The 23,418-nt window shown below is 60.5% G+C and carries 21 protein-coding genes, 1 tRNA gene and 1 pseudogene; 5 read left to right on the top strand and 18 right to left on the bottom strand.

Going from position 1 to position 23,418, the window contains the following annotated elements; all coding sequences use genetic code 11:
* From ATY77_RS15730 to rpoZ, 12 genes and pseudogenes are all read right to left on the bottom strand, one after another.
* Positions 1–996, bottom strand: coding sequence for an aldo/keto reductase (locus ATY77_RS15730; RefSeq protein ID WP_088688035.1), 996 nt, complete (start codon positions 994–996; stop codon positions 1–3).
* A gap of 98 nt (positions 997–1,094) precedes the next feature.
* Positions 1,095–1,865, bottom strand: a complete 771-nt coding sequence (recO, locus tag ATY77_RS15735) for a DNA repair protein RecO (RefSeq protein ID WP_088688036.1) — start codon at positions 1,863–1,865, stop codon at positions 1,095–1,097.
* A 65-nt stretch (positions 1,866–1,930) separates the two neighbouring features.
* Positions 1,931–2,397, bottom strand: a pseudogene (locus ATY77_RS15740) (hypothetical protein).
* Positions 2,398–2,609: 212 nt separating this feature from the next.
* On the bottom strand, positions 2,610–3,362 hold the full coding sequence (locus tag ATY77_RS15745; RefSeq protein ID WP_088688037.1) for a Crp/Fnr family transcriptional regulator: 753 nt from the start codon (positions 3,360–3,362) through the stop codon (positions 2,610–2,612).
* Between the two features lie 150 nt (positions 3,363–3,512).
* The gene (gene era, locus ATY77_RS15750; RefSeq protein ID WP_088676312.1) at positions 3,513–4,454 is read right to left on the bottom strand and encodes a GTPase Era; all 942 of its coding nucleotides are present in this window, start codon (positions 4,452–4,454) and stop codon (positions 3,513–3,515) included.
* Positions 4,455–4,461: 7 nt separating this feature from the next.
* The gene (rnc, locus tag ATY77_RS15755; protein ID WP_088676311.1) at positions 4,462–5,181 is read right to left on the bottom strand and encodes a ribonuclease III; all 720 of its coding nucleotides are present in this window, start codon (positions 5,179–5,181) and stop codon (positions 4,462–4,464) included.
* Positions 5,178–5,921 carry a signal peptidase I gene (gene lepB, locus ATY77_RS15760; protein ID WP_088688038.1) on the bottom strand — a complete coding sequence of 248 codons (744 nt, stop codon included), beginning with the start codon at positions 5,919–5,921 and terminating at the stop codon, positions 5,178–5,180. The genes rnc and lepB overlap by 4 nt, the downstream gene beginning before the upstream one ends.
* 112 nt (positions 5,922–6,033) lie before the next feature.
* Positions 6,034–6,438: a holo-ACP synthase gene (acpS, locus tag ATY77_RS15765; protein WP_088676309.1), complete on the bottom strand. Its 405-nt coding sequence runs from the start codon at positions 6,436–6,438 to the stop codon at positions 6,034–6,036.
* Between the two features lie 38 nt (positions 6,439–6,476).
* Positions 6,477–7,067 carry a DUF2062 domain-containing protein gene (locus ATY77_RS15770; RefSeq protein ID WP_088688039.1) on the bottom strand — a complete coding sequence of 197 codons (591 nt, stop codon included), beginning with the start codon at positions 7,065–7,067 and terminating at the stop codon, positions 6,477–6,479.
* Positions 7,068–7,226: 159 nt separating this feature from the next.
* On the bottom strand, positions 7,227–7,376 hold the full coding sequence (locus ATY77_RS15775; protein ID WP_088676307.1) for a DUF3563 family protein: 150 nt from the start codon (positions 7,374–7,376) through the stop codon (positions 7,227–7,229).
* A gap of 194 nt (positions 7,377–7,570) precedes the next feature.
* On the bottom strand, positions 7,571–9,805 hold the full coding sequence (locus ATY77_RS15780) for a bifunctional (p)ppGpp synthetase/guanosine-3',5'-bis(diphosphate) 3'-pyrophosphohydrolase (RefSeq protein ID WP_088688040.1): 2,235 nt from the start codon (positions 9,803–9,805) through the stop codon (positions 7,571–7,573).
* A gap of 124 nt (positions 9,806–9,929) precedes the next feature.
* A complete protein-coding gene (rpoZ, locus tag ATY77_RS15785) occupies positions 9,930–10,334 on the bottom strand; it encodes a DNA-directed RNA polymerase subunit omega (protein WP_088676305.1) in 405 nt (134 codons plus the stop codon).
* 298 nt (positions 10,335–10,632) lie between these two features.
* Here rpoZ and ATY77_RS15790 point away from each other — a divergent pair, with 298 nt between their 5' ends.
* On the top strand, positions 10,633–11,214 hold the full coding sequence (locus ATY77_RS15790) for an NYN domain-containing protein (protein ID WP_003546927.1): 582 nt from the start codon (positions 10,633–10,635) through the stop codon (positions 11,212–11,214).
* Positions 11,215–11,253: 39 nt separating this feature from the next.
* On the opposite strand, the gene smpB is transcribed toward ATY77_RS15790, so the two are convergent.
* Both smpB and dapA read right to left on the bottom strand, forming a co-directional pair.
* Entirely contained in the window at positions 11,254–11,733 is a 480-nt protein-coding gene (smpB, locus tag ATY77_RS15795) for an SsrA-binding protein SmpB (RefSeq protein ID WP_064706753.1), read from the bottom strand.
* A 97-nt stretch (positions 11,734–11,830) separates the two neighbouring features.
* Positions 11,831–12,715 (bottom strand): 4-hydroxy-tetrahydrodipicolinate synthase, encoded by an 885-nt coding sequence (dapA, locus tag ATY77_RS15800; RefSeq protein WP_088688041.1) that lies wholly within the window; start codon positions 12,713–12,715, stop codon positions 11,831–11,833.
* A 214-nt stretch (positions 12,716–12,929) separates the two neighbouring features.
* On the opposite strand from dapA, the gene ATY77_RS15805 reads away from it, so the two are divergent.
* Positions 12,930–15,005 carry a lytic transglycosylase domain-containing protein gene (locus ATY77_RS15805; RefSeq protein ID WP_088688042.1) on the top strand — a complete coding sequence of 692 codons (2,076 nt, stop codon included), beginning with the start codon at positions 12,930–12,932 and terminating at the stop codon, positions 15,003–15,005.
* Between the two features lie 63 nt (positions 15,006–15,068).
* Positions 15,069–15,965 carry an alpha/beta hydrolase gene (locus tag ATY77_RS15810; protein WP_088688043.1) on the top strand — a complete coding sequence of 299 codons (897 nt, stop codon included), beginning with the start codon at positions 15,069–15,071 and terminating at the stop codon, positions 15,963–15,965.
* Positions 15,966–16,065: 100 nt separating this feature from the next.
* Here the strand turns inward: ATY77_RS15810 and ATY77_RS15815 are convergent, their stop codons facing one another.
* From ATY77_RS15815 to ATY77_RS15830, 4 genes are all read right to left on the bottom strand, one after another.
* Complete coding sequence (locus ATY77_RS15815) at positions 16,066–17,088, bottom strand: porin (RefSeq protein WP_088688044.1); 1,023 nt, start codon at positions 17,086–17,088, stop codon at positions 16,066–16,068.
* Positions 17,089–17,654: 566 nt separating this feature from the next.
* Positions 17,655–17,745 (bottom strand) — tRNA-Ser (locus ATY77_RS15820).
* A gap of 108 nt (positions 17,746–17,853) precedes the next feature.
* On the bottom strand, positions 17,854–19,071 hold the full coding sequence (locus ATY77_RS15825; RefSeq protein ID WP_088688045.1) for an FAD-dependent oxidoreductase: 1,218 nt from the start codon (positions 19,069–19,071) through the stop codon (positions 17,854–17,856).
* A gap of 87 nt (positions 19,072–19,158) precedes the next feature.
* Positions 19,159–20,274 (bottom strand): Gfo/Idh/MocA family oxidoreductase, encoded by a 1,116-nt coding sequence (locus ATY77_RS15830; RefSeq protein WP_088688046.1) that lies wholly within the window; start codon positions 20,272–20,274, stop codon positions 19,159–19,161.
* A gap of 208 nt (positions 20,275–20,482) precedes the next feature.
* Here ATY77_RS15830 and ATY77_RS15835 point away from each other — a divergent pair, with 208 nt between their 5' ends.
* Positions 20,483–21,358 (top strand): MurR/RpiR family transcriptional regulator, encoded by an 876-nt coding sequence (locus tag ATY77_RS15835; RefSeq protein WP_088688047.1) that lies wholly within the window; start codon positions 20,483–20,485, stop codon positions 21,356–21,358.
* A 94-nt stretch (positions 21,359–21,452) separates the two neighbouring features.
* Positions 21,453–23,387 (top strand): 5-dehydro-2-deoxygluconokinase, encoded by a 1,935-nt coding sequence (iolC, locus tag ATY77_RS15840; protein WP_088688048.1) that lies wholly within the window; start codon positions 21,453–21,455, stop codon positions 23,385–23,387.
* Positions 23,388–23,418 lie beyond the last annotated feature (31 nt).

Genomic DNA, 23,418 nt, shown 5'->3' on the forward strand with positions numbered 1-23,418 from the left:
TCAAACGCGGGCGAGCGCTTCGTCGATCCCCGCCATAACATCGGCCGGCAGCGGGCCCTTTTCCAGGGCGCCGGCATTTTCCTCGACCTGGGCGACGGTCCGAAAGCCCGGAATGGGAAGGTTGCGCGGCGAGCGCGCCCAAAGCCAGGCAAGCGCCCCTTGCGTCAGCGAACGGCCGCCCGATGTTAGGAGATCGCGGACGGCATCGAGCCGTGCGGCGAATTCCGGGGCCATACGCCCATCCTTGAAATAGACCATCCAGTCGAGGGCGGCACCCCGCACATCCTTGGCGCCGACAGCCTTGTCGGCGGTAAATTTTCCGGTGAGCAGCCCCATGGCCAGCGGACCGCGATTGATGGAAATCAGGTTCTCGCTCTCGATCACCGCGATCATCTTCGGCACCGGCTCGAAGACGTTCATCGTATGCTGGACCGAGACATATCCTTGGCGGCGGGCATGACGCCCGGCCCGATCCGGATAATCGGTGCTCCAGCCGAACGCATCGATCTTGCCTTCGCTGCGCAGCGCTTCCAGCACGTCGAAGACGGCATCCGATTGCTCCGGCGGAAAATCATTGAGGTGGAATTGCAGAAGGTCGAGGCGATCGCGCTTCAGACGGCGCAGCGAGGTCTCGACAGAGCGGCGGATGAAGACTTCATCGGCAAAGGCGCCGATCGCCTGCTTCGTTTCAGGATCAGTAGCGAAGCCGAATTTGGTGGCGATGACGATATCATCGCGATTGCCGATCGCGCGGCCGAGAACCTCTTCCGAGTGACCGGCGCCGTAGTTCGAGGCGGTGTCGAAGAAACGTATGCCGAGCTCGATGGCGCGGTCGATGGCAGCGACCGACTCCTCGTCGTCGACCTCCCCCCAGCCGAGCGGCGTCTCGCCGGCAAAGAAGGGGCCGCCGATCGCCCAGCATCCCATGCCGAGGCGCGGAATCTCGCGGCCGTTCCAGAGCGTGATCGTCGTCGATGGTGTGGGCTTGGTCAGCATGACATCCTCCTTGGCTGGCTGCCCCAAGACATAGGAAGCGTGCATGGGCGGGTAAACCGCCAAATCCGGAGGATGTTTTGCAGCAGTAAAAAACGATGTCAGGCCGAAATACCGTTCGGACCGGACAGCGCGCTCAAAGCCGGGTTCAGCGCCTTGAGCGCAGCCTGGACGAAGCCATCGCGGGCCGCCCCGGCCTCGATGCCGCGCGGTTCGTAAACATGGCGGTGCAGAAAGAACCCGGTCAGCCGGAATGCGGCGGCCAGACTGTCGAAATCGGCGGCGTAACTGCCTTCGGCGCCGAGGAATGGCGGCAGGAGCAGCATCTTGTCGGCCCAGGGGGCGCCTGCGCTGCGGCTGACGGCGCGGCCGGACTTCGGCGAAACATAGGCAAGATCGGAACGGACGCCGGTGGCGGCGCATTCGGCGAGATCGAGGCCGAAGCCGAGATCGTTCAGCACCGCAAGCTCGAAACGCACGAACAGCTCGCCGGCATCGGCCGGATTGTGCAGATGATCGAGGATGACCTCCAGCGCATCGAAGAGATGCGGATGCGGGTCACGCTCCGGCAGCAGCCTGAGCAGCGCGCCCATCGCCTGGACGCCGTAGACGGCGGTCGCCGTTTCCATCAGCCGGGCGGCACGCAGCGTCACCGGCTCGACGCGGAATTCGCCGAGATGCTCGTCAAGCCTGGCACGCCAGATGATCTCCACCGCATTGCCCGGCTGCAGCACCGGCTGCATCGCCCGAGAGCGGCCGGAACGCACCATGCCGAGATGGCGGCCGCGATCACGCGTCATCACCTCGGCGATGACGCTCGTCTCGCCGTGGCGTTTGACGCCCAGAATGATCGCATGGTCTTGCCACTGCATCGAAAGAAGCCTTTACGGACGACGAATCATCCTAATGCAAGGGCCGGCTTATGTCATGAAAGCCTTCAGGCCGCAGCCGGGAAAAGCCTCTGCAGGAATTCCCGCATCGCCCTCTCGTCGAAAGGCTTTACCAGAAGCGGGATATGCTGCAGGTCGGGCGGAAAATCGCGCGGATCGGAATAGCCGCTGACGAAGCCGAAAGGAATGCCGACATCGAGAAGATGGCGGGCAAATCCGAAGCTCATTCCCTCGCCGAGATTGACGTCGAGAAGAGCAAAATCATATCTCTGCGCAGCGATGGCCGCCCTCGCCTGCTCCAGGCTGCCGACGATATCGATGCTCTGGACGCCGGAGAGGCGCAGAATATCTTCCGCCTCCATCGCGATGATCAAACTGTCCTCAAGAACCAGAACACGGATTGCGCTCATGATTCCATGCCTTCGCCGGGCCGCCCCAGTCGTTCCGCCAACATCATTGCCTCCGGTGCCCCGCATGGCACGCTATCGGTGAATTCCGCCACCACGTCCTGAATAAAACATTTTTCTGCCCAGTCGATAAGAATCAAATCGGAGGGAAGATGGTGACGACCTTATTTTCCCAACTGCTAATCCGCATTTAAAAAAGACATAACAAGCCGGTTGGCTAAAGCGCACCGCGCAAAAGCGTGCAGCGGTTTTGCGGCGGCGACATGTGAACAAATAAAGACCCAAGCGAAAGGAGCGAATCTGAAAGATCGCGACGCGCTTAAATAAAGGGGCGTTTATTCTCCCCGAGCCCTTCCCAGCCCGAGATCGCCATCAACTCCTCGCCGTTCAGCACCTCGCAGCCGCGCTCCTGCCAGCGGATTAAGCCGCGTTCGCTGAGCTTTTTCAAAGTCTTGTTGGTGTGGACGATGGAAAGGCCCAGCGTATCGGCAATGTGCTGCTGGGTGATGGGAATGAATTTACGGCCGTTGAAGAGATTAAGCTGCCGGCCACGCTCGTAAAGGAAGGCGATCAGATAGGCCGCTCGTTCCAGCGCCGTGCGGCGGCCGATGCTGAGCAGATGCTCGTCCAGAATGCGCTCCTCGCGCGCCGCGATCCAGGTGATGTCGAAGGCAAGCGAAGCGTGCTTGTTGTAGAGCGTCATCAGCCTGTCACGCTCGAAGACGCACAGCGAAACCGGGGAAAGCGCTTCGACGGAATGCTGCATCTCGCCGGCGATCGTTCCCTGCAGGCCGACCAGATCGCCTGGCATGATATAATTCAGGATCTGACGCCGCCCGTCTTCGAGCATCTTATAGCGGAAGCCCCAACCAGCCAGCACGGTAAAAAGATGGGCGCTGTGTGCGCCTTCGACAAGGATGGTAGAGCCGGCATCGATGGCGAGTTCGCCCCTCTTGAAACGGGCGACGAATTCCAGCTCCTCGTGGCTGAACTCCCTGAAATGCGGCAGGGGCCGCAAGGGACATAGCTCGCAAGGGGTCTTGAAAGAATGGATGCGTCTCGACGTTGCCATACCTGCTCTTGCGGTCACGCAAACCGGCGGCCCCTCATCGGCGCGCCCTCGAGCAAGAAATGCGCGAAGGCTGGATTCGTTCCGGAACGACGCCGATTTTTTCCAAGGAAACAAGGGACTGGCGTCTATCCGGCGAAATCCTTGTCACCTCTATTTCGGGAAGTCGAGGCCCATTTCGCGGAACCGCTCGGGATCATCGCCCCAATTTTCGCGGACCTTGACGAACAGGAAGAGGTGGACGGGCTGCTCGAGGATCTCGGAGAGCTCCTTTCGGGAGGCCGTCGAGATCGCTTTGATGGTCTCGCCACCCTTGCCGAGCGCGATCTTCTTCTGGCTGTCGCGTTCGACATAGATCACCTGCTCGATGCGCACCGAGCCGTCCTTGCGCTCTTCCCATTTCTCCGTTTCGACGTGTGAGGAATAGGGAAGCTCCTGATGCAGGCGCAGAAACAGCTTTTCGCGGGTGATCTCGGCTGCGAGCTGGCGCATCGGCAGATCGGAAATCTGGTCTTCCGGATAGTACCAGGGACCCTCGGGAAGCGTGCTCGCCAGATAATCCATGACGTCTTCGCAGCCGGAGCCGTTTTCGGCGGAGATCATGAAGGTGCGGTCGAAGGCGATCTTCTCGTTGGCAGCAGCGGCCAGCGCAAGCAGATCCTCGCGGTTGACGCGGTCGATCTTGTTGAGCACCAGGATTTTCGGCTGCCGGACTTCCTTGAGACCTTCCAGAATAGCTTCGGCATCGCCGCGCAGGCCGCGCTCGCTGTCGATCAGAAGCATGATCAGATCGGCATCCTTGGCGCCACCCCAGGCCGAGGTGACCATGGCGCGATCGAGCCGCCGGCGCGGCTTGAAGATACCAGGCGTATCCATGAAGACGATCTGGGCATTGTCGTGGATCGCGATGCCACGAACGATGGCGCGCGTCGTCTGCACCTTGTGGCTGACGATTGAGACCTTGGCGCCGACAAGGCGATTGACCAGCGTCGACTTGCCGGCATTGGTCGGCCCGATCAAGGCGACGAAGCCCGAATGCGTCGGGCCACTGGCTTCTACGGCAGCTTCGGCCGCGATATCTTCTTCTTGTGTCATTGTCCCGTCAGTTTCCGGCAGGCGATTGCTGCCAAATGCCTTCGCGCTCGAGCATCTTCGTCGCTGCCACCTGTTCGGCGGCGCGCTTCGACCGCTCTACGCCGGTTTCCGGCTTTATGCCAGCAACTTCCACCGTCACCTTGAAGCGCGGATCATGATCCGGCCCGCTGCGTTCATCAACCCGGTAGATGGGCGTGACGCCGAATTTCGCGTGCGACCATTCCTGCAGCTCAGTCTTGGCGTCGCGCTTGGCGCCATCGGCCCTTGCCGCCCTGCCCTGCCAATAGCGCAGGATGAAGCGACGGGCGACTTCGAGGCCGCCGTCGAGATAGATCGCCGCGATCAGGCTTTCGACGACATCGGCGCGCACGTTCATCATGCGCTTTCCGGTCAATTTCTTCACGTCCGCGCCGGTGCGGATATAGAGGTGAAGATTGAGTTCGTCGGCGACCGCAGCGCAGGTTTCGGCGCTGACGAGCTGGTTCAAACGAACCGAGAGCTCGCCTTCCCCCGCCGTGCCGAACGTGCGAAACAGCAGTTCGGCGATGCAGAGCCCGAGGACTCTGTCGCCGAGGAATTCCAGCCGTTCGTAATTGCCGCCCTTTTCCGTGCGGGCGCTGGCATGGGTCAGCGCCCGATCCAGGCGTTCCTTCTCGGCAAAGTCATGACCGATCAGGGCTTCGAGCTTTGCGCGGTCGGCCGCAGAAAGCGTCTGCGCCTTACTCATTCAACGACCTTGAAGAGCCGGTCCCAACGCATGTTCGTCGGCCACTTCCAGATTTCGCGGAAGGAGGTGTCGTTGCCGAGCGAGAAGAAGATGACGCTGGCGCGGCCGACGAGGTTTTCCGCAGGCACGAAGCCGACATCGAAGCGGCTATCCAGCGAGTTGTCGCGGTTGTCGCCCATCATGAAATAATGGCCTTCCGGCACGATGAACTCGCGGGTGTTATCGCCGCGCGATACCGGGGACTGGTCGAGCGTGTCGTATGTTTTGCCGTCGTCTAGCGTTTCGCGGAAGACCGGCACATCCTCGCCCGGATCGAGCTTGTAATCCGAGGTGAAGGCACCGTCCGGCACCTTCGGAACCGCCTTGCCGTTGACGTAAAGAACGCCTTCCTTCACCTGAATGCGGTCGCCCGGCAGGCCGATGCAGCGCTTGATGTAATCGATGTCGGGATTCGGCGGGAAGCGGAAAACGACGATATCGCCGCGCTTCGGATCGGAGCCGAAAATGCGGCCGCTGAAAACATCAGGCGAGAACGGCAGCGAATATTTCGAATAGCCGTAGGCGAATTTATTGACGAAGATGTAATCGCCGACCAGCAGTGTCGGCATCATCGAACCGGACGGGATGGTAAAGGGCTGAAACAGCACAGTTCGGATCACCATCGCCAAAATCAGCGCCTGGATGATGACTTTGATATTTTCCCAGAGGGCGTTCGGCTTGGCTTCGACTTTTTCGGACACGCAGTCTTATTCCTTCAAGACGCCGCGAGGCGCAATTCTTTCTGTCGTTCTCTCTAACGGCTTCGGCCGGTTGCGGCAATGGTGACAACACCAAAAGCGACGAGACGCCACGTCAAAGGCTCTCGGGCAACGCCTCGATGATCACGAAGGCCTGCGCCAAGGGATAATCATCCGTTATTGTCAAATGAATGGCGGGCCTATGGCCCGCGGGCAGCATCGCCTCCAGGAGCACGGCGGCAGTACCGGTCAACTGCATGGTCGGCTTGCCGCTCGGCAGGTTGACGACGCCCATGTCCTTCCAGAAGACGCCCTGCGCTATGCCGGTGCCGAGCGCCTTGGAACAGGCTTCCTTGGCGGCGAAACGCTTGGCGTAGGATGCGGCGCGGTTTGCGCGCCGGTCGGAACGCGCCCGCTCAATCTCGGTGAAGCAGCGATGGGTGAAGCGCTCGCCGAAGCGCTCGATGGATTTCTCGACCCGGCGGATGTCGATCAAATCGCTGCCAATGCCGATGATCATGCCGAAACCTTCCGTCGCTCAAGTATTCTGTATCGGCTTCATACGCTCGGCATGTCGGCGGCCGGACCGGCAAGACGCAGGCGCGCCCGCTCCATCAACCGCGTACGGCGGCGCGTCTGAAAACCCTTCACGGTGTAGAACGTCAGCGCATAGAGCGCAACCGAGGTCACCGCCGCCGGCGGGATGGCGCCGATCAGCATCGGCTCCAGCACCGGCTTCCATAGCTCGGCAAAATTCAGCTTGTGAAAGAGGGCGGCGAGATCCACCGCCTGACCGGCGAGATGATCTTCCCGGCTCAGCAGCAGATGGCCGATTTCCCAGGTGATGCCCCAGATGAAGGGATAGGTCAGCGGATTGCCAAAGGCCGCGCAACCGAGCGCGGCAGCCACCATATTGCCGGACAGGAAATAGGTGATGACGAAGGCCATGATGAAATGCACGCCGACGAAAGGCGTCCACGAGACGAAGACACCGGCAGCGACCCCGGCCGCAACCGCGTGCGGCGAAGCGCTCAAGCGCAGGATGCGCATTGTCAGATAACGGATCGGGCGAAGGAAACCCTTGCGCGGCCACAGAAGCTCCCGCATCTTTTCCTTGAAGCCCGCTGGCTGGCGACGGCGAAACAACATGGCCGGTATTTACTGCAGCGCACGCGACCATGACAAGAGCGGCAAATGGTACCGTCCGGAAAACAGGCCGCCACTTCTCTTTGTACCGAGAAGCTTCTTCACGAGGGGCGTTCGTTATGCATAACGTCCCTCACCTCAGCTCAAGTATAAAGTCTGGTATCAGCGATTGCGGAACAGACCGCGGTCGACCTGGCGCTGACGAAACTCGAGATCGATACGATCGAGCGAGCCGTTGAGATAGGCCATTTCACGTTCCTGCGTGGTGGGAGCGCGAAAGGCGCGAGCGATTTTCTTGATAGGGTCAAACATTACCTTGTCTCATCTTCTGTTTGCGTTTCGATGAGCAGAAGATAGGCCCGACAAAGGTTAATTACCACAGCCGCAAAATGGCAACAGCTATGCACCCAATGCATTGGTAGCCTTTTTCATGCCCTTCAAGGATCGGGAATCGATCATAAAATGTGCAATTTTCGGCTCAAGGCCGTGACTGGATTAACAAAGGCTTACTCGTAGAGCCGCCGGACCGTGGCAATGCAATCCAGTTCCTTCATCTGGGCGAGCAACTGGTTGAGCTGGCGCAGATCCCAGACCTCGACTTCAAGCATCATCTCGGTGAAATCGGCCGCCACCCGCACCGTGTTCAGCAGGCGGATATTGACGTCGAGCCCGGCAACCGTCTGAGCGACCTTGGCGAGCGTGCCGGGCTCATTCAACGCGTTCACCATGATGCGGGCCATGAAGCGCGACTTGTTGGCCTCGTCGAGATCCCAGCGCACATCGATCCAGCGGTCGGGCTGATCGTCGAAGCGCTGCAGGCTCGGCGACTGGATCGGATAGATGGTGATGCCCTTGCCCTGATCCATGATGCCGACGATACGGTCGCCAGGCACCGCGCCTGTCGAGGCGAACTTGACATCGACATTGCCGGACAGGCCGCGGATCGGGCCGATATCGACGTCGGCGTCGAGTTCGGAATGCCCGCCTTCGGCGCCTGCCTTGGTCTTGCCGGGAATCTTGAAGATCATGCCGGCCGCGCTTCGCACGTTGAACCAGCCGTCGTCGCCGGAGGGTTTCACCGTGACGCGCTCGTCTTGATGGTCGGGATAGACAGCGCGGAGCACGTCGAGAGAAGACATTTCGCCGCGGCCGACGGCGGCAATCGCATCCTCGACATCCTTCTGGCCAAGACGGTGCAGCGCCGGTCTCATCGCCTCGCGCGAGAAGATCTTCCCCGCCCTGTCGAAGGTGCGCTCCAGAATGCGGTGACCGAGACCGGCATATTGCTTGCGGATTGCCATGCGGGTGGCGCGGCGGATGGCGGCGCGGGCCTTGCCGGTGACGACGATTTCCTCCCAGGCGGCGGGCGGAACCTGCACGCCGGAGCGGATGATCTCAACTTCATCGCCATTTGCAAGCCGCGTCACCAGCGGCATGATGCGGCCATTGATCTTGGCGCCGACCGTGGTGTCGCCGATATTGGTGTGAACGGCATAGGCGAAGTCGATCGGCGTGGCGCCGCGCGGCAGGGCGATCAGCTTGCCCTTCGGCGTAAAACAGAAGACCTGGTCCTGGAAGAGCTCGAGCTTGGTGTGTTCGAGGAATTCTTCCGGGCTATCGCCCTCGGCGAGCGCCTCGATCGTGTGGCGCAGCCAGGAATAGGCATTGGATTCACGCGAAAGGATGTCGCCGTCGGCATTGGTGGCGCCGTCCTTGTACAGCGTGTGGGCCGCGATGCCGAATTCGGCGATTTCATGCATGCGCTTGGTGCGGATCTGCAGTTCGATGCGCTGGCTGGAAGGACCGACGATGGTCGTGTGCAGCGAGCGGTAATCGTTCTGCTTCGGCGTCGAGATATAATCTTTGAAGCGTCCGGGCACGACGCGCCAGCGCGTGTGTACGATACCGAGTGCCCGGTAGCAGGAAGGAATGTCTTCGACGATGAGACGGAAGCCGTAAACATCGGAAAGCTGCTCGAAGGACAGCGACTTCGACTGCATCTTGCGAAAGACGGAATAGGGCTTTTTCTGCCGGCCCTTGACATAGGCGCTCGTCAGGCCGCTTGCGACGAGCAGGTCGCGCAGTTCCGCCTCGATCTTCTTGACGATGCCCTCATTGCGCTTCGAAAGCTCCTCCAGCCGCTTGGTGACGGTCTCGTAAGCCTCCGGGTTCATATGGCGGAAGGAGAGCTCTTCCAGCTCTTCACGCATGTCCTGCATACCCATGCGGCCGGCGAGCGGCGCATAGATTTCCATCGTCTCCTCGGAAATGCGGGCGCGTTTGTCGGCCGACATGTGATCGAGGGTGCGCATATTGTGTAGGCGGTCGGCGAGCTTGACGAGCAGCACGCGCACATCGTCCGATATGGCGAGCAGCAGCTTGCGCAGGTTTTCCGCCTGCTTGGCCTTCTTGGTGACGAGATCGAGCTTCTTGATCTTCGTCAGGCCCTCGACGAGGCGGCCGATATCCTCGCCGAAAAGTTCGTCGATCTCGGCCCGCGTCGCCGTCGTATCCTCGATCGTGTCGTGCAGCAGGGCGACCGCGATCGTCGATTCGTCGAGATGCATGTCGGTCAGGATGGCAGCGACCTCGAGCGGATGGGAGATGTAGGGATCCCCGCTCGCGCGCTTTTGCTGGCCATGTTTCTGCATGGCGTAGACGTAGGCTTTGTTCAGCAGTGCTTCATTGGCATCGGGCTTGTATTGCTGAACCCGCTCCACGAGCTCGTACTGCCGCATCATTCCAAAGCCACTCCGATAAAAATAAAAGCGCGCCAATCAACGATTGGCGCACACATGGGCAATAATATGCCTAAGCAATAAAGGCGCAAGATTGACGATTGGTAATCGTCGTTCGTTTTCGCGCTTAGTAGTCGTCGCTCTTTTCCGGCGGCACGAGGCCTTCGATGCCGGCCAGGAGCTCTTCTTCCGACATCTGGTCGAAAGTAATCGTCTCCGGCAGATCGTCTTGCTCTTCGCTGTCGGCTGCGACAGCGCCGTTGGCGGCGATCATGCTTGCCGGATCGGGCTCGGGCTCGTCGACTTCGACGTGCTTCTGCAGCGAATGGATCAGGTCTTCCTTGAGGTCATCGGGGGAAAGCGTCTCGTCGGCAATTTCGCGCAGCGCCACGACAGGGTTCTTGTCGTTGTCGCGATCGATGGTGATCGAGGCGCCCTGGGAAATCAGCCGAGCGCGGTGGCTCGCGAGCAGAACCAGCTCGAAGCGGTTCTCCACCTTGTCAATGCAATCTTCAACTGTGACACGGGCCATTGCCTGTCCTTTACGGTCGTCATTTCGGGATTAGCACGCCCGATACAATTAAAACCGGGCAAATACAAGTTTTTCATTCCAGCTCACTCCTCTTTATCGGCGACTGAGCTAAATTTCCATGGAGAATGTCACAATTCTACCGAAGGTTGCTTGGAATATGCCGAATCGTGCCCTAAATCTCTCTTATATGAACACTTATTAAAGTAAGGATCAAATCAACGAACGCAGTAAATCATTGTATTTTTTGAAATTTGATACCGTGCGAATTTCGATTTCTCTCAATTGGAATTGGTAAGCGATGTTTGACCCACGCGAAAAAATTGCACTCTTTATTGACGGTGCCAACCTCTACGCTGCATCCAAGAGCCTCGGTTTTGACATAGATTACCGCAAGCTGTTGAAAGCATTTCAGAAACGCGGCTACCTCCTGCGCGCTTACTATTACACTGCCCTGATCGAGGATCAGGAATATTCCTCCATCCGTCCGCTGATCGACTGGCTCGACTACAACGGCTACAAAGTCGTCACTAAGCCGGCCAAGGAGTTTACCGACTCCATGGGCCGGCGGAAGATCAAGGGCAATATGGATATCGAGCTTGCGATCGATGCCATGGAACAGTCCGAGACGGTCGACCACCTGGTCATCTTCTCCGGCGACGGCGACTTTACCAATCTGGTAGAGGCGCTGCAACGCAGAGGCCGCAAGGTCTCGGTGATCTCGACCATGGCGACGCAGCCGCCGATGATCGCCGACGACCTGCGCCGGCAGGCCGACCACTTTATCGATCTCTTGTCTCTGAAGGCCGAAATCGGCCGCGATCCCTCGGAGCGGGCGCCGCGCCCGGCCGAAGTCGCCCCCGCCAGCGACTTCGAGGACTGATCCGCTCAAAGCCGCAGAGCCAGCAGCATATCTGCTGCGTCAGCCGTTATCCTTCAGTAGACGGCTCTTTTGCCGGTTCCAATCGCGTTCCTTCTCGGATTCGCGCTTGTCGTGAAGTTTCTTGCCCTTGGCGAGCGCCAGTTCCATCTTCGCCCGGCCGCGATCGTTGAAATAGATCTTCAGCGGCACCAACGTCATGCCTTCGCGGTTGACAGCCGAGCGCAGGCGATTGATTTCACGGCCCGACAGCAGCAGCTTGCGGCGCCGGCGCGGTTCGTGGTTGAAGCGGTTCGCCTGTAGATATTCCGGAAGATAGGAATTGATCAGCCAGATCTCGCCGTCCTCATCCGATGCATAGGATTCGGCGATATTGGCCTTGCCCTCGCGCAACGACTTGACCTCCGTGCCCTTCAGCACGAGGCCCGCCTCATAGGTATCGATAATCTCGTAGTTGAAGCGGGCCTTGCGGTTTTCGGCCACGATCTTGTTGACTACGCGCTGGCTGCCTTTGGGGGCCATGACGACATTCCATTGCTTCGGGGCGCAAGAAGCCGCGCCCCCATTTCTTGTCCCTTATGTAAGGGAGCGATGCTGCCTTGTGAAGGCGACCGCGGCGTCAGTTCAGCAGGCCGGCATGACGCATGGCCGCCTCAATCGCCGCCTCCGTCGCCGGCTCCAGCGTCGAAAGCAGGGGTGAGCGGACGTTGCGGCTCATACGGCCAAGCCTGGAAAGCCCATATTTGGCGCCGCAGAGACCTGGCTCCATGAAGATCGCCTTATGCAGCGGCATCAGCTGATCCTGATATTCCAGCGCGCGGCCATAATCGCCCGCCAGCGTCGCCGCCTGGAAATCGGCGCAGAGGCGCGGCGCGACATTGGCCGTGACCGAAATGCAGCCGACGCCGCCATGAGCGTTGAAGCCGAGCGCGGTTGCATCCTCACCGGACAATTGCCTGAAATCCTTGCCGCAGGTGATTCGCTGTTCGGAGACGCGCTCGATCTTGCCGGTCGCGTCCTTGACGCCGACGATGTTCTTGTGCGCCTTGGCGAGCGCACCCATCGTTTCCGGCGTCATGTCGATCACCGACCTGCCGGGAATGTTGTAGATATAAATCGGCAGATCGACGGCCTCGGCGATCGCCGAAAAATGCGCGATCAGACCTTTCTGCGTCGGCTTGTTGTAATAGGGCGTGACAACAAGCACCGCATTTGCGCCGACCTTCTCGGCATGCTGGGCAAGCTCGACGGCCTCGCGCGTATTGTTCGAACCGGCACCGGCCATGACGGGAACGCGCTTTGCGGCGACCTCGATGCAGAGCTCCACGACCCGTTTGTGCTCGGCATGCGACAGCGTCGGCGATTCGCCCGTCGTGCCGACGGGAACGAGACCACTGCTGCCTTCCCTGATCTGCCAGTCGACATGCGCGGCGAAGCTGTCTTCGTCGATCAGGCCGGCATCCGTGAAGGGGGTGACGAGGGCGGGGATGGACCCATTGAACATGCAAAGCTCCTCACGACCAAATCCTTGCTTCGGCCGCATTCCATGAATATGAGTTGCGCACCATAGAGCGACGAAATCGTTGCGACAAGCACACAGAGTTGGGTTTAGGGCAAAATCCGATAGCAGATGTGAATGAATTTTACCTGGTACGGTAAGGTTTCGTTAAGATGCCTCTAGCCAAATGGCAGTGCGTGTTTTCGTTGCGAGATCCCGGATGAAGAAAGCTGTCTTGATCCTCTCCGCCTTTGGCCTTATCGCCGCTGCGTGGGGTAGCATTGCGTCGCCCCTTCCCGGCGAAGGCGTTCCCATGCCCGCCGTCAAGCCGCTCGGCTTTATTCCCGAGACATCCGTGCCGGAATCGATCACCACAGGCGCCATTCCGCGCAATCCGGCGATCGCTCCCGTCAACAGCGACCTGAGGACCGGCCTCGACGCGCTTTCGAATAAGGATCCGCAGCTGGCGCTTTCGATCCGCAACGGCATGCGCGGCGGCGCGCTCGACCGCCATATCCTAACCTGGGCGATCGCCGTTTCCGGATTGAAGGGCGTTCCCTCCTACGAAATCGCCAACGCCTCGCAGGAACTCAAGGGCTGGCCGGGTCTTTCGCGGCTGCGCGCCTATTCCGAGCGCGCGCTCTATGATGAAAATCCCGCTCCTTCAGCCGTGCTCGCCGCTTTCGGTGACACTGCACCTGAGACGGTACAGGGCGCCGTCATCCTCGGCAGGGCGCTGGTTGCCTCAGGCAAACAGGCGCAGGCTGCCAAATATATCCGCAAGGTCTGGCGCGCAGAGGCGCTCGACAAGGCGACCGAGGATAAGATCCTCCTCGAGTTTTCCGCCCTGCTGACGCCGGCCGACCACAAGGCGCGGATGGAGTATCTGATGTATCGGGGCCGGGTGGCGCAGGCCAAACGCTTCGGAGACATGGGCCAGGCGCAATCGCTCTACAAGGCCTGGGCCGCTGTCGACGGCAAAGCCGCCAATGCCGGCGCGCTGCTCAACGCCGTCGATGCGAGATGGCGGAGCGATGCCGGGCTGCTGTTTGCCCGGATCGAATATCTGCGCAAGCAGGACAAATATGCCGAGGCGGCAGCACTTCTGGAACAGATGCCGCGGGAGCGCGCCGAACTCGTCAATTCCGGCGAATGGTGGAACGAGCAACGCATCGTCAGCCGCGGTCTCGTCGACAAGGGACAGTTCAAGCCGGCCTATCGCATCGTTGCAAACTATGCGGCAACGAGCCCGGCGGATATTGTCGAGGCCGAGTTCCATGCCGGCTGGTATGCGCTTCGCGGCCTGCGGGACCCCACGGCCGCGGAAACGCATTTCCGCAAAATCCTTCAGACTTCCAATGGACCGATCTCGGTTTCGCGCGCCTGGTATTGGCTCGGGCGGGCGGCGGAGGCCGGGGGACCCGGCAAATCCAGCGAATTCTATGCGAAGGCTGCGAATTTTCCCGGCACTTTCTACGGCCAGCTCGCGGCTGAAAGATTGGGCCGAAAGACGCTGAACGTTGCCTATCCCTCGCCGAGCACGGCTGACCGGCAGAACTTCCAGGCCCGTGAAGCCGTGCAGGCGATCGCCCGGCTGGAGACGGCAGGCCACGGATGGCGGGCTGACATGCTCTATCTCGCGCTCGCCGATCAGTTGCAGAGCCCCGGGGAACTGGCAATCCTTGCCGCACAGGCTGAACAATCCGGCAATCATCATCTCTCGCTGCAGATCGGCAAAGTCGCCTATGGGCGCGGCATCGATGTTGCGGCCCTCGCCTTCCCGGTTGGGGTGATCCCGGCGAACGCCAATATATCCGGGTCCGGCAAGGCGCTCGCCTATGCCATCGCCCGGCAGGAAAGCGCCTTCAACCCCGCCGCGGTCTCGGCGGCGAATGCGCGGGGCCTGCTGCAGCTGCTGCCGGGAACGGCTCAGGCGGTGGCCAAGCGCCATAACATCGCCTATTCCAAAGATAAGCTGACGGCCGATGCCGGCTACAACGCGACACTCGGTGCGCATTATCTCGGCGAACAGATCGAAGCCTTCGGCGGTTCCTATATCCTCACCTTCATCGCCTACAATGCGGGGCCGAAGCGGGTGCCGGAATGGATCGGCCGCTACGGCGATCCGCGCGGCAGATCGATCGACGAGATCGTCGATTGGATCGAGCGTATCCCCTTCCCCGAAACACGCAATTACGTGCAGCGGGTGATGGAAAATTACGAGGTCTATAAGGCCCGCCTCGGTCAACCAACCGATATCGAGCGCGACCTCATCGGCGGACGCAGCGCCTCCTGACACCATTTGGCGTGGCTGGAAAAGCAAGCTACATCTTCGAGGTCAACAGGTCCCGAGGATACGATGCCGGATACGAATACGAGCGATTTCCAGGAACGATTTTACATTTCCTCCGACGGGCTCAGGCTCTATGCCCGTGATTACCGGCCCGATGCGGCGGCAACGGCCGGACGGCTGCCGGTGGTCTGTCTGCCGGGCCTTACGCGCAACACGCGGGATTTCCATCCGCTCGCGCTGCTTCTGTCCCGGGACAGGACCGCGCCGCGCAGGGTAATCGCACTCGATTCGCGCGGGCGGGGAAACTCCGCTTGGGATGAGAACAAGGCCAACTACAACCTCGCCGCAGAGGCCGGTGACGTCATCGCCGCCTGTGTCGAGCTCGGCGTCGAGCGGGCAATCTTCATCGGCACGTCCCGGGGCGGGCTGATCCTGCATCTAATCGCGGCGGCGAGGCCCGATCTTCTCGAAGCCGTCATTCTCAACGATATCGGTCCTGCGATCGAAGTTCAGGGCTTGATGCAAATCCGCGATTACCTCAACGGCAACAGGAAGCCGGCGGACTGGAAGGAGGCAGCCGCTATACTGAAGGAAATTCATGGCGCCTCGTTTGCCGCGCTCAAAGAGCAGGATTGGCACGAAATGGCGCTTGCCCTTTATCGCGACAGTAGCGGACGGCCGGTCGCCGATTTTGATCCCGCGATTGCGGAGGCGCTCAAATCCGTCGACTTCAACCAGCCGCTGCCCGATCTCTGGGCGCAGTTCGACAGGCTGAGTCGGCTGCCCCTCCTGCTGATCCGCGGCGCAAACTCGCCGCTGCTCTCAAAAGAGATCGCGGATGAAATGGCGCGGCGCCATTCGGGCTTAATTCTGCATATCGCAGAAGAGCAAGGACACGCGCCCTTTCTCCATCTCGGCGCCATCCCCGCAGCCGTTCAAGCCTTTCTCGCCGATTGCCGGTAATCTTATCCAAGCCGGCCGACCGCGAGATTACGCCATCCCCAAAATACAAAAAGCCCGGCTCGAGAGCCGGGCTTTCCTGATTGACCGAAGTCAGATCAGATTAGAATGCACGCTGCAGGCGGAAGTAGCCCGAGGTGGAGTCGTCAGCATCATCCGGATCGAGGTACTGAACCGAAACCTTGGCGTAGAAGTTGTCGACGATCTGATAGTCAACCGTCAGACCGACCTTCCAGGCATCGCCAAGACCGTCGAAGTCATCCGGAACAACCTTGGCGCCGCCGAAGTAGTTGCCGTAGTACTGAACAGCCGGGGTGATCTTCAGCTTGTCAGTTGCCTTGATGGCGTATTCGGCAGCAACAGCCCATTCAGCTGTAGAGTAGTAGGAGTTCGGGCCGGTGGAGTATACGCCGGCGAGGCCGAGCGTGCCGGGGCCGATGTCAACCGTACCCATTGCACGGATAGCGCCGTCTTCGTTGTCGACGTCGTAGCCGGCCGTGAGCTGGTAGCTGAATGCGCCAGCCTTGCCACCGAGACCAACGGCAACACCAACGTTATTGGCTTCTTCGCCGAGCTTGTAGACGCCGTCTTCCAGTTCGTCGACGCTGATGCCAGCGTAGAAGTCGCCGGTTTCGTACTGATAACGGATGGAGTTGTGCAGCGTTTCGACAGAACCGATATCATCGGTTTCGCCCGAAAGGCCATCGTCCCACCAGCTGTAGAACAGACCGGCGCGGAAGCCAGCGACGTCGAGGTAAGCGGAGTCGAGGTGAGCTTCCTGGTCGGAGGCATTGTCAGCATTGAACTGCATGACGATGACGCCGGTCAGCGGACCATATTCGGTGTCGCTCTTGGCCGTGAACTGAACCTGACCGCGGGTAACTGCATCCCAGTCAGAGTCGCCGCCGACGTCTTCGCCAACGTTAACCTGGAAACGGATGTAACCGTTGATCTTGAGGCAGGTTTCGGTGCCCGGGATGTAGAAGTAGCCGGTGCCGTAAGCGTCGCAGACGCGAACATATTCAACCGGTTCCGGCTCAGCAGCGACGATAGCGTCAGCAGCCTGAGCGCCGGATACTACTGCGAGAGCAGCAGCGGAGCCGAGAAGAAGGCTCTTGATGTTCATAAATGACCTCCAATTCAAAGTTTCAATCGGGTTTGGGATCTTTCGCTGAGCAGCGTTCCCTGCCCCATCCCCGCGTTTCAAGAAGTGGACGGTCAGCCGCCCTTGCTTCCGAGGGTGAAAATACAAGACGGGGGCCGTCACGCAATCACCAACTTACTCGAATAGGGGGTTTGAAAGAGCCTTCCCGCAATCCTGTTGCTGAAAGGACACAAGTCGGGCAACCGGCCCCGATTTCCTTTATCCTTTGTTAAGAAAATCCTGATTTTGCGGCGGCTTAGCCGGGATCCCCAAAGGATTGGACACGCTCTCGGGGACACATTCACAACACTTTTCTGACGGGATTCGATCCTTGGAAGAAAGATGACGGCCGCCAGAAGCGTAACCGAACGGTCACCGAAGCCGCTTCCGTCATCCTGCTGGGCATGAGTCGCAGCAGGTGATTCCCGCAGGCGATTCTCTCGTTCGGAACAGGAAAGATTTCCCGCCGGCCGGCAGTAGATATAGCCGGCTATGCGAACGCCGTTCGCTGCCAGAAACCAGGGACCTAATTATGCTGGGAAATTGGATGGCGGAGAAGATGGGATTCGAACCCACGATACGCTTTTGACGTATACTCCCTTAGCAGGGGAGCGCCTTCGACCACTCGGCCACCTCTCCGGTGGGAGCCTGATAGAGCCATTCGGCAGGTGAAGCAAGCGCTTTTTCTCCCTTATACATGTAGGCAAGGAAGAGATGGCGCGCGTCTTGCCTCGAACCTGCCGGGCCTCAGCTCAATAGGCTCTTCAGATCGGCAGAGGGATCGGCGAGAATCGATTTGTCGGGGTTGACGCCGGATTCCAGCAGCTTCTTGCCCGTCACATAGGCCTTCGCGTCGTTGATCGCATCGACGGCGATCAACGAGCCCTCTTTGAAATACCAGATCGAATGGGCGCCTTCGCGGACGCCGGGACGCTGCAGCGTCTCATCATAACCGAGATTGAAGCCGGCGATCTGCAGCTTGACGTCATATTGGTCGGACCAGAACCAAGGCTTCGGCTCGTAAGGTTCGCTGCCGCCGGCAATGACGGCTGCCGCGGCTTCGGCCTGGTCGACCGCGTTCTGCACGGATTCGAGCCTGATACGGCCGTCCTGCCAGGGCAACGCAGCGCAATCGCCGGCCGCAAAGATCAACGGGTCGGAGGTGCGGGCAAATTCATCGACGACAATGCCATTGGCGACATCGAGACCGGCTTCCTTGGCGAGCTGGTCGTTGGGCACGACGCCGATGCCGACGACGACGAAATCGACATCGATGGTCGATCCGTCGGAAAGGGCCGCGCCAACGACACGGCCGTCCTTGCCGACCAAGTGCTTGAGCCCGGTCTTCTCGCGAATTACCACGTCATGACCCTGATGGATCCCGCGCATGATGTCGGCGGTCTCTTTCGCCGCAACGCGCTGCAGGATACGGTCAGCCATTTCGATGACGGTGACCTCCAGGCCGCGGTGACGGGCGACGGCGGCAGCCTCGAGACCGATATAACCGCCGCCGATGATGAGGACACGGCGACCGGGACGCATCTCGTCGGCGAGCAGATCGGCATCGCGCTTGTCGCGGGCGACATAGACGCCTTCGAGGTCGCCACCGATGGCGGCGGGCAGCCGGCGCGGCGTCGAGCCGGTGGCGAGCACCAGCGTGTCGTAATCGAGAACGGAACCGTCCTGCAGCAGGACCTGCTTGGTGTCCCGATTGATCTGTTCGGCCCAGGTCGAAAGGCGAAGATCCACGTCATTGTCCGGATACCAGTGCTCCGGGCGGAAGAGCAGGCGGTCGAAACTCATTTCGCCGAGCAGGTATTTCTTCGAAAGCGGCGGGCGCTGATAGGGAGCCACGTCCTCGGCGCCGATGAGCGTGATCGGGCGCGTATCCTTCAACGCACGCAGCTTGGCCGCCAATGCGAAACCGGCCTGTCCAGCGCCGATGATCACCAGTCTATCCGTCACGATCTCACTCCTGAAACTAGGCCCGACACTCATGCCAAGGCCTATCCCCTGCCCTATGCGCCGTCAACGGAAAGCGGCCTCTTACATTCAGCCGATCTCGATCCAGCGACGCTCATGGAAAGACTGTGCCATGGCATGCACCGACTTCTCTATCCTGAGACCGTCTTTAAATGTCACGATCGACGACGGCTCACCTGAAATTGCCCGGATCAGCTCGCGGCATTCGATGATCTTCAGATCGTTGAAACCGAGACCGTGGCCAGGCGCCGGGATGAAGCGATCATAAGGCCGATGAGCGGGCGCCGCCAGTATCTTGCGGAAGCCCTGTTCGGAGCCGCGCCCTTCGGCCTGATAGAGTTCGAATTCGTTCATGCGCTCCTGGTCGTAGGCGATCGAGCCCTTCGAGCCGAAAATCTGCAGGGCGATGCGGCCCTTGCGGCCCCAGGCGGCTCGATTCGCCATCAGTACGGCGGAGATCCCGCCACCGATCCGCATCAGCACGCTGACGCCATCATGATTTTCGACGGCGCGGCGGCCGCCCTCGCTCAGCGGTCTGTCGGAATAGGGCTTCACCATATCCGTTATGACGGCCTCGACGTGGCCGAAAAGATACCAGAGCAGCGACAAGGGGTGCACGGCGAAATCATCGAGCGCGCCATAGCCGGAGGAAAGCTCGCTCTTCCAATAAAAAGGTGCATCGGGATCGGCCATGAAATCCTCGTCCATCTCGACGCGGATGTGCGTGACCGTGCCGATGGCGCCCTCACCGATGAGCGCCTTGATGTGCCGCATGACGGGATTCTGGATGTAATTGTAGCCGAGCACGGCGACCTTGCCGGATCTCTTCGCCGTTTCCAGCATGCGCTCGGCATCGGCATAGGCCGGCGCCATCGGCTTTTCGCACCAGACATGCTTGCCGGCTTCAAGAGCGGCGATGGCCATTTCCGCGTGAAACTGATTGGGCGTGGTGACGGAGACGACGTCGACCTCGGGATCGGCGATCAGCACCCGCCAGTCGGCCGTCGCCTTCTCGAAGCCGAATTCACCGGCGCGCGCCTCAGCAAGTCCGGCATTGGCTTCCGCCAGATGTACGAGGCGCGGACGTTCGACATCGCCGAACACCGTCTTCACCGCATTCCACGCCAGCGCATGGCACTTGCCCATATAGCCTGTGCCGATCAAACCGATGCCGAGTGGCTTCATTTTTCCGTCTCCTCCAGAGCTGCGGCGCGATTTTTGGAATATTTGGATCATTTTGACAAGAGACCCATTCACGGGCATCGGCACCATTTTTTACGAGAGCTGTTTAAATCCGTTGAATTACAGGCAATTAAAAACAATTAGGCGCGCAGTTTGAAATCGTCTATGCTCCGCAATATGGAATATTTGTTTCATCTCGTGAGCCGCAAGCATGGATAACGACCCCCAGAGGCAGGCGCGTGTGCCGCGCGATTTCGAAAGTCTGCGCAGCACCATCATCGAGCGCAAGGCGAGCATGCCGAAGCGGCTGGCGCAGGTCGCCGCCTTTGCGCTCGGCAATCCCGACGAGATCGCCTTCGGCACGACGGCGAGCATCGCGGCCGCCTCCGAGGTCCAGCCTTCGACGCTGGTGCGCCTGGCGCACCATCTCGGTTACGAAGGCTTTTCCGACCTGCAGAGCATCTTCCGCGAAAGATTGCGCGACCGGACGCTGAGCTATGAAGAGCGGCTGGTCACGCTGGAGCGGGCGAGCGGCGACGACGAGGACGCCAATCTACTGTCTGGCTTCATCGCCGCGGCCAGCCAGTCGGTCAACCGGCTGGCGGCGACGGTGCAGAGCGACACATTCACCAAAGCGGTGGATATTCTTGCCGCCGCCGAGACGATCTATCTGATCGCCAAACGGCGCTCCTATCCGCTGACGGCGCATATGACCTACGCTTTTTCCAAGCTCAACATCCGCCACCAGATCGTCGCCTCGCCGAATGGCGTCGACCCGGAGATGGTTCAGTTCGCGACACCGAAGGATGCGGCGATCGCCGCAAGCTTCTCGCCTTATGCGGCCGACAGCCTCAACCAGAGCCAGGAGCTTGCCGACCGCGGCGTCCCCGTCATCGCCATCACCGATTCGGCCTTCTCGCCGCTTGCCGCCTGCGCCACACACTGGTTCGAGGTGGCCGAGGCCGATTTCGCCGGCTTTCGTTCGCTTTCGGCCTCGATGGCGCTCACCATGGCGCTGCCGGTCGCCATCGCCGAGCGGCGGCGCAAGCGCCAGCACTCAAATGCTGGGAAAGCGAAAATGGAATAAACATTCCGAATTGACAAAATATCGGAACCGATGTTTCATTATTCACAAATTCGCAGGCACTGGAAGCCGCGCAAAAATCTAGCGGGAGGACATCATGGTACAATCGAATCCGGGTTCACGGCCGGAGCCGGCGCTAGATGTAATCACCATCGGCCGCTCCTCGGTCGATCTTTACGGTCAGCAGATCGGTTCGCGGCTGGAGGATATCGGCTCCTTCGCCAAATCCGTCGGCGGCTGCCCGGCCAATATCGCCATCGGCACGGCGCGGCTCGGCCTCAAATCCGGTCTCATCACCCGCGTCGGCGACGAGCAGATGGGGCGCTTCATCCGCGAGCAGTCGGCGCGCGAAGGGGTGGCGACGGATGGCATCATCACCGACAAGGAGCGTCTGACGGCGCTGGTACTGCTGGCCGTCGAAGCCGAGGGTGTGTCGCCGATGATCTTCTATCGCTCCGACTGCGCCGACATGGCGCTCGACGAAGGCGATATCGACGAGAATTTCATTAAGTCGTCGCGCGCCGTCCTGGTGTCCGGCACGCATTTCTCCCGGCCGAACACCGAGGCCGCGCAACGCAAGGCGATCCGGATCGCCAAGGCGAACGGCCGCAAGGTGATCTTCGACATCGATTACCGGCCGAACCTCTGGGGCCTTGCCGGCCATGCGGAAGGTTTCGAGCGCTACGTGAAATCCGACCGGGTCTCCTCGAAGATGAAGGAGACGCTGCCGGATTGCGATCTCATCGTCGGCACCGAAGAGGAAATCCTGATCGCATCAGGCGCCGACGACGTGCTCGGCGCGCTGAAGGAGATTCGCCGCCTGTCGCCGGCGACGATCGTGCTCAAGCGCGGCGCCATGGGCTGCATCGTCTATGACGGCCCGATCGCCGACGACCTCGAGGCCGGCATCGTCGGCGAGGGTTTCCCGATCGAAGTCTTCAACGTGCTCGGCGCCGGCGATGCCTTCATGTCCGGTTTCCTGCGCGGCTTCCTGCGGGACGAGCCGCTGAAGACCTGCGCCACCTGGGCCAATGCCTGCGGCGCCTTCGCCGTTTCCCGTCTGCTCTGCTCGCCGGAATATCCGACCTGGGCGGAACTCGATTTCTTCATGAAGACCGGCAGCCAGCATCGGGCGCTGCGCAAGGACGAGGCGATCAACCATATCCACTGGGCATCGACCCGGCGCGGCGAAATTCCGCTGCTGATGGCGCTGGCGATCGACCATCGCTCGCAGCTCGTCAGCGTCGCCGACGAGCTCGGCGTCGGCCATGACAAGATCGTCGCCTTCAAGCGGCTGGCGGTCTCGGCGGCAGCGCGGGTTTCGGACGGCCGCGACGGTTACGGCATGCTGATCGACGAACGTTTCGGCCGCGACGCTTTCTTCGATGCGGCGACGAAAAACTTCTCTTGGATCGGCCGGCCGGTGGAACTGCCGGGCTCGAAGCCGCTGCGCTTCGAATTCAGCCAGGATATCGGCTCCCAACTGGTGGAATGGCCACTCGGCCATTGCATCAAGTGCCTGTGCTTCTATCATCCCGATGATCCGGCCGAATTGAAGAGCGAGCAGCAGGAGAAACTGCGCACGCTGTTCGAGGCGGCCCGCAAGGTCGGGCGAGAGCTGCTGGTGGAGATCATCGCCGGCAAGAACGGGCCGCTTACCGACGATACGATCGCGACCGCGCTGGAAGAGCTCTATGCGCTCGGCATCAAGCCGGACTGGTGGAAGCTGGAGCCGCAGGCATCGAGCGAAGCCTGGAAGAAGATCGATGCGGTGATCGCCAAAAATGATCCCCTGTGCCGTGGCATCGTCCTGCTCGGGCTCGAGGCGCCCGCCGACGAGCTTATCTCCTGCTTCGAAGCGACGCTGGCCGCCCCTTCCGTGAAGGGATTTGCCGTTGGCCGGACGATCTTTGCCGATGCAGCGCGCGCCTGGCTTTCGGGCAGCATGAACGATGAGGAAGCGATCGCCGACATGGCCGGCCGCTTCCGGCAGCTGACAGAGGCGTGGCTGAAGACGCGCGGGCAGCATTAAGAACAAGACCCCTCCCCAACCCCTCCCCACA

Origin of the sequence: Rhizobium sp. R634 (assembly GCF_002211305.1) — a bacterium.
In the GTDB taxonomy this organism is placed as follows: Bacteria; Pseudomonadota; Alphaproteobacteria; order Rhizobiales; family Rhizobiaceae; genus Rhizobium.